This window comes from Pseudonocardia pini (assembly GCF_013870575.1).
Taxonomy (GTDB): domain Bacteria; phylum Actinomycetota; class Actinomycetes; order Mycobacteriales; family Pseudonocardiaceae; genus Pseudonocardia; species Pseudonocardia pini.
Genome location: NZ_JACBXB010000254.1, coordinates 1 through 6,999, shown reverse-complemented (window position 1 = coordinate 6,999; position 6,999 = coordinate 1). Strand labels below are relative to the sequence as shown.

Annotated in this window: 9 protein-coding genes and 1 pseudogene; 4 read left to right on the top strand and 6 right to left on the bottom strand. The window is 71.8% G+C overall.

Annotated features, from left to right (window positions below):
- Both H5J29_RS15865 and map read left to right on the top strand, forming a co-directional pair.
- Positions 1 to 357 (top strand): annotated as a pseudogene (locus H5J29_RS15865) (LLM class flavin-dependent oxidoreductase); the annotation flags it as partial.
- 73 nt (positions 358 to 430) lie between these two features.
- Positions 431 to 1,204 carry a type I methionyl aminopeptidase gene (map, locus tag H5J29_RS15860; protein WP_181781735.1) on the top strand — a complete coding sequence of 258 codons (774 nt, stop codon included), beginning with the start codon at positions 431 to 433 and terminating at the stop codon, positions 1,202 to 1,204.
- 54 nt (positions 1,205 to 1,258) lie between these two features.
- Here the strand turns inward: map and katG are convergent, their stop codons facing one another.
- From katG to H5J29_RS15830, 6 genes are all read right to left on the bottom strand, one after another.
- Positions 1,259 to 3,403 (bottom strand): catalase/peroxidase HPI, encoded by a 2,145-nt coding sequence (katG, locus tag H5J29_RS15855; protein WP_220187475.1) that lies wholly within the window; start codon positions 3,401 to 3,403, stop codon positions 1,259 to 1,261.
- A gap of 208 nt (positions 3,404 to 3,611) precedes the next feature.
- Positions 3,612 to 4,046 (bottom strand): Fur family transcriptional regulator, encoded by a 435-nt coding sequence (locus H5J29_RS15850; RefSeq protein WP_181781733.1) that lies wholly within the window; start codon positions 4,044 to 4,046, stop codon positions 3,612 to 3,614.
- A gap of 91 nt (positions 4,047 to 4,137) precedes the next feature.
- A complete protein-coding gene (locus H5J29_RS15845; protein WP_181781732.1) occupies positions 4,138 to 4,902 on the bottom strand; it encodes an ABC transporter permease in 765 nt (254 codons plus the stop codon).
- Entirely contained in the window at positions 4,899 to 5,708 is an 810-nt protein-coding gene (locus tag H5J29_RS15840) for an ABC transporter ATP-binding protein (RefSeq protein WP_181781731.1), read from the bottom strand. Before H5J29_RS15840 ends, H5J29_RS15845 begins: the two co-directional genes overlap by 4 nt.
- On the bottom strand, positions 5,705 to 6,073 hold the full coding sequence (locus tag H5J29_RS15835; protein WP_181781730.1) for a DUF1048 domain-containing protein: 369 nt from the start codon (positions 6,071 to 6,073) through the stop codon (positions 5,705 to 5,707). Before H5J29_RS15835 ends, H5J29_RS15840 begins: the two co-directional genes overlap by 4 nt.
- Positions 6,070 to 6,414, bottom strand: a complete 345-nt coding sequence (locus H5J29_RS15830; RefSeq protein ID WP_181781729.1) for a PadR family transcriptional regulator — start codon at positions 6,412 to 6,414, stop codon at positions 6,070 to 6,072. Before H5J29_RS15830 ends, H5J29_RS15835 begins: the two co-directional genes overlap by 4 nt.
- 128 nt (positions 6,415 to 6,542) lie before the next feature.
- Between H5J29_RS15830 and H5J29_RS15825 the strand changes: the two genes are divergently transcribed.
- A complete protein-coding gene (locus H5J29_RS15825) occupies positions 6,543 to 6,707 on the top strand; it encodes a hypothetical protein (protein ID WP_181781728.1) in 165 nt (54 codons plus the stop codon).
- Positions 6,708 to 6,760: 53 nt separating this feature from the next.
- Positions 6,761 to 6,999: ATP-binding protein (locus tag H5J29_RS15820; RefSeq protein WP_181781727.1), on the top strand; the 239-nt coding region annotated here is incomplete at its 3' end.

The following is a 6,999-nucleotide window of genomic DNA, read 5'->3' as shown; positions in this document are numbered from 1 at the left end:
CCGTACGTCATGGTCTCGGCGGACGTCGTCGTCGCCGGGTCGGACGGCGCGGCGCAGGAGCTCGCCGCGGGCTACGGCCCGTGGGTGCACAGCATCCGTTGTGGCGCAGGGGCGATCCCCTTCCCCGACGCCGCAGGCGCGGCCGCGTACCCGTGGTCCGAGGAGGCCCAGGAGCTGGTGTCGGACCGGCTGGAGACCCGCTTCGTCGGCGCCCCGGACACGGTCGCCGAGCGGCTGTCGGCCCTCGCCGGGGTGACCGGCGCGGACGAGCTGCTGGTCACCACGATCACCCACCGACACGCCGACCGGGTCGCCTCCCAGACCCTGCTGGCCCGGGAATGGGCGGCCCGCTCCTGACGATTGGTATTCTTATACCGGCCCTGCTAGGTTCGGTATAACTATACCGGTACTGGTGACGTGAGGGTAAGTCGTGATCGAGCTGAAGACGCCTGCGGAGATCGACCGCATGCACGTGACGGGGCGGTTCGTCGGAGAGGTGCTCTCCGAGATCGGCAGGCTCGCCGACGTGGGCGTCAACCTGCTGGACCTGGAGCACCACGCCCGCGGCATGATCAAGCAGCGCGGCGCGGAGTCGTGCTACTGGGACTACTCGCCGTCGTTCGGCCGCGGCCCGTTCCGCAACGTGATCTGCCTGGCGGTCAACGACGCCGTGCTGCACGGTCTCCCGCACGACTACACGCTGCGCGACGGCGACGTGCTCACCGCGGACCTCGCCGTGACGATCGACGGCTGGGCGGCCGACTCGGCGCGCACGGTCGTCGTCGGGAACGCCGCCGAGGAGGACCTGCGGATCGTCCGCGCCACCGAGGAGGCGCTGGAGGCGGCGATCGCGGTGGCGCGTCCGGGCAACCGCCTGGGGGACGTGTCGGCGGCCATCGGGGCGGTGGCCGCGGAGTACGGCTACCCGGTCAACAACGCGTTCGGCGGGCACGGCATCGGCCGCACCATGCACGAGGACCCGCACGTCGCCAACAGCGGCCGGGCCGGGCGCGGCCTGAAGCTCCGGCCGGGCCTCACCCTCGCGATCGAACCCTGGTTCGCCCGGACGACGGACAGGATCGTCTACGACCCCGACGGCTGGACGATCCGCTCGGCCGACGGGTCGCGGACCGCCCACTCCGAGCACACGGTGGCCGTCACCGAGGGCGACGCGCTGGTGCTCACCCGGCGCGAGGCGGCCTGACCGACGAACGCCCCGGTCCGCGTGGGACCGGGGCGTTCGTCGTCGGACGGGTGGTTACCGCAGGTCGTAGCGGTCCAGGTTCATGACCTTGTCCCAGGCGTCGACGAAGTCGCGCACGAACCTCTCCTTCGCGTCGGCGGAGGAGTAGACCTCCGCGATGCCGCGCAGGATCGAGTTCGAGCCGAAGACCAGGTCGACGGCGGTGGCGGTGCGGACCACGGTGCCCTGGGCGTCGCGGGCCTCGTACACGCCCGCCGCGTCCTTCGAGGTGCTCCACTCGACCCCGAGGTCCAGCAGGGTCGTGAAGAAGTCCTGCGAGAGCACGCCCGGCCGGTCGGTGAACACGCCGTGCTGCACGCCGTCGGTGTTCGCGCCGAGCACGCGCAGGCCGCCGACCAGCACGGTCAGCTCCTTGGCGGTCAGCTCGAGCATGTACGCGCGGTCGACGAGCAGCGTCTCCGGCTCCAGCTTCGCCGCCGGGTCGACCCAGTTGCGGAACCCGTCGGCGCGGGGCTCCAGGTACTGGAACGTCTCGACGTCCGTCTGCTCCTGCGCGGCGTCGGTGCGGCCGAGGGCGACCGGCACGGTGACCTCGACGCCCGCGTCCGCCGCGGCCTTCTCGACGGCCGCGGCACCGGCCAGCACGATGGTGTCCGCGATCGAGACGGGCTTGCCGAACGCCGAGCGCACCTCCTCCAACGTCGCGACGACCTCGGCGGTGCCGGCGTTGACCGGCCAGCTCGCCTGCGGCTCCAGGCGCAGCCTGCCGCCGTTCGCGCCACCCCGCTTGTCGGTGCTGCGGAAGGACGCCGCGGCCGACCAGGCGGTGTGCACGAGCTGCGAGACCGTCAATCCGGAGTCGAGGATGCGCTGCTTGAGCGCGGCGACGTCCGACTCCGACAGCAGCTCGTGCTCGACCGCCGGGACCGGGTCCTGCCACAGCAGCTCCTCCTGCGGCACCCACGGGCCGAGGTAGCGCGAGAGCGGGCCCATGTCGCGGTGCAGGAGCTTGAACCACGCCCGCCGGTAGGCCTCCGCGAACTCCTCCGGGTCGTCCCGGAACCGCTCGGAGATCCGGCGGTACTCCGGGTCGGCCAGCAGCGAGAGGTCGCTCGTGGCCATCATCGGGGGGTTCCGCTTGCCCTCGATGTGCGCGTCGGGGACCAGCTCCTGGCCCTCGGCCTCCTTGGGCTTCCACTGCTTGGCGCCCGCGGGGCTCTGCGTGAGCTCCCACTCGAAGCCGAACAGCATGTCCCAGTAGCCGTTGTCCCACTTCGTGGGGTTCGGCGTCCACGCGCCCTCGAGCCCGCTGGTGACGGTGTCGGCGCCCTTGCCCGTGCCGTTCTGGTTCTTCCAGCCCAGCCCGCCGGAGAACACCGGGCAGCCCTCCGGCTCCGGGCCCACGAGGTCCGGGTCGCCTGCGCCGTGCGCCTTGCCGAAGGTGTGGCCACCGGCGATCAGTGCGACGGTCTCCTCGTCGTTCATCGCCATCCGGCCGAACGTGACCCGGATGTCGTGGGCCGACGCGACCGGGTCCGCCGAGCCCTTCGGGCCCTCGGGGTTCACGTAGATCAGGCCCATGGTGACGGCGCCGAGGGCGCCCTCGAGCTCCAGCGGGGTGTCGCTGCTGTAGCGCTCGTCGCCGAGCCAGGTGTCCTCCGGACCCCAGAAGACCTCCTCCGGCTGCCACACGTCCTCGCGGCCGAAGGCGAACCCGAAGGTCTCGAAGCCCATGTCCTCGTGCGCGACGTTCCCCGCCAGCACGAGCAGGTCGGCCCAGGACAGGCTGCGGCCGTACTTCTGCTTCACCGGCAGCAGCAGGCGGCGGGCCTTGTCGAGGTTGCCGTTGTCCGGCCAGCTGTTGAGCGGGGCGAACCGCTGCTCGCCCGCGCCCGCGCCGCCGCGCCCGTCGAGCTGGCGGTAGGTGCCCGCGGCGTGCCACGACATGCGGATGAACAGCGGGCCGTAGTGGCCCCAGTCGGCGGGCCACCAGTCCTGGGAGGTGCGCATGACCTCGACGACGTCGGCCTTGACCGCGTCGAAGTCCAGCTGCGAGACGGCCGACTTGTAGTCGAAGTCCTCGCCGAGCGGGTTCGACGCGCGCGAGGTCCGGTTCAGGACACCGAGGTCCACCTGGTTCGGCCACCAGTCGCGGTTGCTCCGCGGCCGGTGGTCGGTGTGCAGGGTGGGCCCGGACAGCGCCGGGTTCTCGCTCTCGCTGTTGCTCGCGGTGGTGTCGGTGCCCTGCGGGCTCGCGGTCTCGTCGCGGGGCTTCGGGTCGTTCTCGGGGGGCACGTCGGTCCTTCTTCCTGGAGGTGAGGTGCCGGTCCCGTGGGGCCGGACTCGGTGGTGGGTGCGATCGGTTCCTGGGAGGCGGGCGCTCGGCGGTCGAGGGCGGGGCCGCGGCTCAGCGGTGTGCGGGTGAGGCCCGGCAGACGGGGCAGAGACCCCAGTACACGACCTCGGCCTCGTCGATGGCGAAGCCGGCGTCGTCGGAGGCGGTCAGGCACGGGGCGGTGCCGACGGCGCAGTCGACGTCGCCCACCGCGCCGCAGGTGCGGCACACGACGTGATGGTGGTTGTCGCCCACCCGCGCCTCGTACCGGGCGACCGAACCCGCGGGCTGGATCCGGCGGACGAGGCCCGCGTCGGTCAGGGCGCGCAGGACGTCGTACACGGCCTGGTGCGACACCGACCCCAGCCGCGCCCGCGTGGCCGCGAGCAGGGTCTCGGTGTCGGCGTGCGGGTGGTCGTGGACCGCGGCCAGTACGGCCCTGCGCGGTGCGGTCACGCGCAGCGCGGCGTCCCGGAGGGAACGCTCGATCTCCGCGCGGCTGTGCACGGCTCGATACGAACACAGAGACCTGAACGGTTCAACTCGAGAGGGGCGCGTGCGACAGGAGACGGGTGTCGGCCCGGCCCTCGGTGGCCGCTCAGCTGATCTTGCGGCGGTACAGGGCGATCGCGGCGGCGTAGGCGGCGGCGAGGATCCCGACGAGCCAGCCGAGCGCGACCCAGATCTCGGAGCCCACGGGCTGCTCGGCGAACAGCGCCCTGACGGTGTTCACGACGGAGGTCACGGGCTGGTTCTCGGCGAACCACGCCACCGGGCCGGGCATCGAGTCGGTGGGGACGAAGGCGGAGCTGATGAAGGGCAGGAAGATCAGCGGGTAGCTGAACGCGCTCGCGCCGTCCACCGTCGTGGCCGAGAGTCCGGCGATCACGGCGAGCCAGGTCAGGGCGAGGGTGAACAGGACCAGGATGGCGAGGACCGCGAGCCACGCACCGAGTGACGCGCCGGTGCGGAACCCCATCAGGAGGGCCACGCCCACCACGATCGCCACGGAGGCGACGTTCGCGACGAGCGAGGTGAGGACGTGCGCCCACAGCACGCTCGACCTCGCGATCGGCATCGACTGGAACCGTTCGAAGATCCCGCCCTGCAGGTCGAGAAACAGTCGGTAGGCGGTGTAGGCGATGCCCGACGCGATCGTGATCAGCAGGATGCCGGGCAGCAGGTAGTCGATGTAGGACTGGTCCGATCCGATGTCGATCGCGCCGCCGAGCACGTACACGAACAGCAGCATCAGGGCGATCGGGGTGACCGCGGTGGTGACGATCGTGTCGGGGCTCCGGAGGATGTGGCGCAGCGAGCGGCCGGTGAGCACGCCGGTGTCGGCGAGGACGTGGGTGGTCATCGGGGTTCCTGTCCGGTCCGAGGGGCGGTGTGGTCGGTCGTGTCGATCCGGTCGGGCTCGCCGACCAGGGCGAGGAAGACGTCCTCCAGGGAGGGCTGCTTCTCGACGTACTCGACCTCGGCGGGCGGGAGGAGCCGCTTGAGCTCGGCGAGGGTGCCGTTCTGGATGATCGTGCCCTTGTGCAGGATCGCGATCCGGTCGGCGAGCTGCTCGGCCTCGTCGAGGTACTGGGTGGTGAGCAGGACCGTCGTGCCGCCCCGCGCGAGCTCGGCCACGGTGTGCCACACCTCGATCCGCGCCTGCGGGTCGAGGCCGGTGGTGGGCTCGTCGAGAACGATCACGGGGGGATCGCCGACGAGGCTCATCGCGATGTCGAGCCTGCGGCGCATGCCACCCGAGTAGGTCGATGCCTTGCGGTCGCCTGCGTCGGTGAGCGAGAACCGGGTGAGCAGTGCGTCGGCGGTCGTGCGGGGGTCGGCCAGGTGGCGGAGCCGGGCGACCAGCACCAGGTTCTCCCGACCGGTGAGGACGTCGTCGACCGCGGCGAACTGGCCGGTGAGGCTGATGGACCGCCGGACGTCGCCGGGCGCGTCGGCCACGTCGAAGCCGTGGACCGTCGCGGTGCCCGCGTCCGCCCTCAGCAGGGTCGCTAGGATCCTGACCAGCGTGGTCTTGCCCGCGCCGTTCGACCCGAGCAGCGCGAGGATGCTCCCCTCCGCCACGTCGAGGTCGACACCCCGCAGCACGTGCAGGTCCTTGTAGGACTTCTCGATGCCCCGGACACGGATCGCGGCGTCGGTGCTCACCGCCGCTCCTCGCGCTCGGCGTCGTCGATCGCCGCGGTCAGTCGGGCGCGCTCCTTGTCGATCCACTGCCTGGCGTCGTAGGCGCGCGCGAAGGTTTCGGCGAAGTCCACGGGGTCCGGCCCGACGATCTCGCGCACCGGGGTGCCGTCGGCGGCGGCGCGCTCCCACAGGTCGGCCAGGTCGCCGATCATGGTGACGAGGGTGTCGCCGTCGGTGATGCCCGCGTAGTACACGAGGTACCGGTGCATCGCCTTCGCCGCCGTCCCGTACGGCGCGGGGAGGGCCTCGACGCGGGCCCTGTCCCGGCGGTACCGCTTCTTCTGCTCGATCGGCCCGGTGAGGGCCTCGATCCACTTGGCGGTCATCGGTTCTGTCCTTCCGCAGGTTCGGTCCGGAGCTGTTCGATCCGCTCGGCGAGGAGGCTCCAGGTCCTCCAGAACTCGCCGAGCTGTTCCCGCCCTCGCGCGTTGAGCGAGTACACCTTGCGCGGCGGCCCCTTCTCGGAGGCCACCTTCTCCACGTCCACCAGGCCGCGCCGCTCGACGCGGACCAGCAGCGCGTACACGGTCCCCTCGACGAGGTCGGAGAAACCCTGCTCCCGCAGCCGGGTGGTGATCTCGTAGCCGTACGCCGGACGGACGGACAGGACCGCGAGGACGATGCCCTCGAGCGTGCCCTTCAGCATCTCCGTCATCGGGTTGCCCATGCCGACCTCCGATCTACTCGGCGTCGCCGAGTACTGGTAGACGGTATCGCTAGGTACCGCTACTGAGCAACACTGAATACCGGGCCGGTGGCGGCGCGCGCCCCGCCTCCTGCGGCATGGTGGGGACCATGGGGTTCCTGGTGCTGCAGTGCGTCGTCGCGGCCGTCCTGGTGGCGGTCGGCGTGATGTTCCTGGCCGTGGGCTCCCTGGCGATCGGAGGAGTGGTCACCCTCGGCGCCCTGGTCTGGCTGCTGCTGTGCGTCCGGCGGATGGAGCCGAAGCAGCGGGAGTGACGCCTCTGCCGTGCGAGAATCGCCCGGATTCGTCGAGGTGGACGGGGATCACAGTGGGCGACGCACGCAGCCGCCGTCGTCGCGGTCTGGCCGGTCGGGTCGCGGAGTGCCGTGCGCTCGCCGAGTCCCTCGACCACGCGACCCAGGGCGGCTTCGGCTGCGTCCTCCTGGTCGGCGAGGCCGGGGTGGGGAAGTCACGCCTCGCCGAGGTGTTCGCCGCGCAGCAGGCAGGGGCCGTCACCGTGCTCTCCGCGCGGGCACACCGGCTCGGGGAGGCGGCGGCGCTCGGCGT

Bases quoted from the DNA above. Each gene is read 5' to 3' on its own strand.
- H5J29_RS15835 (WP_181781730.1), bottom strand. From the start codon at position 6,073: ATGACCGCCAAGTGGATCGAGGCCCTCACCGGGCCGATCGAGCAGAAG.
- H5J29_RS15825 (WP_181781728.1), top strand. From the start codon at position 6,543: ATGGGGTTCCTGGTGCTGCAGTGCGTCGTCGCGGCCGTCCTGGTGGCG.
- H5J29_RS15830 (WP_181781729.1), bottom strand. From the start codon at position 6,414: ATGGGCAACCCGATGACGGAGATGCTGAAGGGCACGCTCGAGGGCATC.
- H5J29_RS15845 (WP_181781732.1), bottom strand. From the start codon at position 4,902: ATGACCACCCACGTCCTCGCCGACACCGGCGTGCTCACCGGCCGCTCG.